Raw genomic sequence first — 1,814 nt, 5'->3', positions numbered from 1 at the left:
TGTTCGGCGTCGAACACGATGACACTGGCAACCTACCACCGCTGCCCGGTATCTTCCCGAACACCGCGGCACCTGTGATCCGCATGCGCGACGGTGACCGTGCCCTGTCGATGATGCGCTGGGGTATGCCGTCGCCTGCCTTTGCGCTGAAGGGGAAGAAGGTCGATCCCGGCGTCACCAATGTGCGCAATACGGCCTCGCCGCACTGGCGGCGCTGGCTGTCACCCGCGCATCGCTGCCTCGTACCGTTCACGAGCTTCAGCGAGAACGAGAAGGCCGCGGATGGTTCGCATCCGCCCGTGTGGTTCGCCCTCACCGAGGATCGGCCCCTCACCTGCTTCGCGGGCATCCTGGTCGAGGGCTGGCAGAGCGTGCGTAAGGTGAAGGACGGCGAGACAACCGACGATCTGTATGCCTTCCTGACGACCGAGCCGAACGCCGAGGTCGGGGCCGTGCACCCGAAGGCGATGCCGGTGATCCTGACGAAGCCAGAGGAATGGGAGACGTGGCTGTCGGCGCCGTGGCCGGAGGCGAAGGAACTTCAGCGGCCCTTGGCCGACGATGCCCTGGTCGTCGTAGCCCGTGGCGCTCGCCGGGATGGGCGAGATGACGATGTGAGTTAGCGGCGCTCTGACCCGTACCGACCGGCCGGACTCGGTCACACCAGCCGTAGCTCCCCCGGCACGAGCCGAATGCGTTTTACCAAAGCACGCGACAGGCTTCCGACGATCTGCAGTTTCACGCTCGGGGGAGCATTCAGCGCTACGGCTTCCAAGGCCTCCTCCGACGTACCCACGAGCACGGCGTAGACGCGGACCGCTTCGCGCTTCTGCGACACAGCCACGAGATAGGCATGGCGCTTCGGCGAGTGCTGCATCGATCCGAGGTACGAGCAGTAGACCCGCGCGTCACTGGGGAATGCACCTGGATCACAGATATCTGCATCACAGTCCCGCCGCGATCGGCGCGCCTCCTGAAGACAATGGCGGGGGCGGGCCGCCGAGTATCGCGCCGCTAGGAGTACCCCGCATGCGGAACACTCTGCTGGCCCTGTTGGCCGTCGTCGTCATCATGGCCGCTCACGGCGTGGCCAAGCTGGTGCTACTGCCCTTCCGGCTCTTGCGGAGCCTATTCCGACACAGCGCCAAGCCAGCGCAGATCACGGTGCGCTAACCAGGTCCCGGCACCCTATGCGGACGCCGGTGAGATCGACGACCTCCCCCACCAGCCCGTGAACAGATCGGGCGGCGGGGCCGAGCCGGCTGGTACGCCATCGAGGGGTGCAACCATGCTGGTCGATCGAGAGCAGGTGCTGCCCAGCGACGCGCTGGATCAGCTGGCTTGCAGGCTGCTCGCTGAGGTGCGGGCGCAATACCCCGAGATGCCGCTGGGTAGGCCCATGTTCGATCTCGGCGATGATGTGGGCACCAACCTCCTCGCCTGGCTGCTGGACGCCTACGACGACGCTCTGGCGGAGGACGGCGACGACTAAGCCGGTGTCACCCCACCGCCTGGGGGTGCCGCGATGGCGTACCGGAGAACGCGGCCGGGGTCAGTGGGCAACCGGAATGGCTACGGCGGTGCTGTAGCTTGTAGCCACCACCGGGGGTGTAGTTCCCGGCGATGTTCACCTGGCCGTGGCAGGCCGGGCAGCGCTTGAGCATCATCCCGTACAGGGTGCGGGCTTCCGCCAGGCTGACGGCGCTCCACACACCATCAATCTTCACCTCGCATGTCTGCTGTTCGGCCACCGGCCTGATGCTCAGAGGCGACAGACTCGGATCTCTTCCGCATACAGGCCACCAGCCCGCAGG

General features: G+C 66.3%; 5 protein-coding genes. 3 read left to right on the top strand and 2 right to left on the bottom strand.

Annotation, left to right across the window (positions count from 1 at the left end; all coding sequences use genetic code 11):
- A partial coding sequence (locus MKL09_RS00160; RefSeq protein ID WP_244016850.1) for an SOS response-associated peptidase occupies nucleotides 1–623 on the top strand: 623 nt, incomplete at its 5' end.
- A 35-nt stretch (nucleotides 624–658) separates the two neighbouring features.
- Here the strand turns inward: MKL09_RS00160 and MKL09_RS00155 are convergent.
- Nucleotides 659–877, bottom strand: a complete 219-nt coding sequence (locus MKL09_RS00155; RefSeq protein WP_244016849.1) for a hypothetical protein — start codon at nucleotides 875–877, stop codon at nucleotides 659–661.
- A 152-nt stretch (nucleotides 878–1,029) separates the two neighbouring features.
- On the opposite strand from MKL09_RS00155, the gene MKL09_RS00150 reads away from it, so the two are divergent.
- Complete coding sequence (locus tag MKL09_RS00150; protein WP_244016847.1) at nucleotides 1,030–1,173, top strand: hypothetical protein; 144 nt, start codon at nucleotides 1,030–1,032, stop codon at nucleotides 1,171–1,173.
- 115 nt (nucleotides 1,174–1,288) lie between these two features.
- Nucleotides 1,289–1,492 (top strand): hypothetical protein, encoded by a 204-nt coding sequence (locus MKL09_RS00145; RefSeq protein WP_244016845.1) that lies wholly within the window; start codon nucleotides 1,289–1,291, stop codon nucleotides 1,490–1,492.
- Between the two features lie 7 nt (nucleotides 1,493–1,499).
- Here MKL09_RS00145 and MKL09_RS00140 read toward each other — a convergent pair whose 3' ends face one another.
- On the bottom strand, nucleotides 1,500–1,727 hold the full coding sequence (locus MKL09_RS00140; protein ID WP_244016843.1) for a hypothetical protein: 228 nt from the start codon (nucleotides 1,725–1,727) through the stop codon (nucleotides 1,500–1,502).
- Nucleotides 1,728–1,814 lie beyond the last annotated feature (87 nt).

Source organism: Methylobacterium sp. J-048 (assembly GCF_022829515.1).
In the GTDB taxonomy this organism is placed as follows: Bacteria; Pseudomonadota; Alphaproteobacteria; order Rhizobiales; family Beijerinckiaceae; genus Methylobacterium.
This window is presented reverse-complemented; position numbering and strand designations above follow the sequence as displayed.

Coding starts and splice junctions, on each gene's coding strand:
- MKL09_RS00155 (WP_244016849.1), bottom strand. CDS start 877: ATGCAGCACTCGCCGAAGCGCCATGCCTATCTCGTGGCTGTGTCGCAG.
- MKL09_RS00150 (WP_244016847.1), top strand. CDS start 1,030: ATGCGGAACACTCTGCTGGCCCTGTTGGCCGTCGTCGTCATCATGGCC.
- MKL09_RS00145 (WP_244016845.1), top strand. CDS start 1,289: ATGCTGGTCGATCGAGAGCAGGTGCTGCCCAGCGACGCGCTGGATCAG.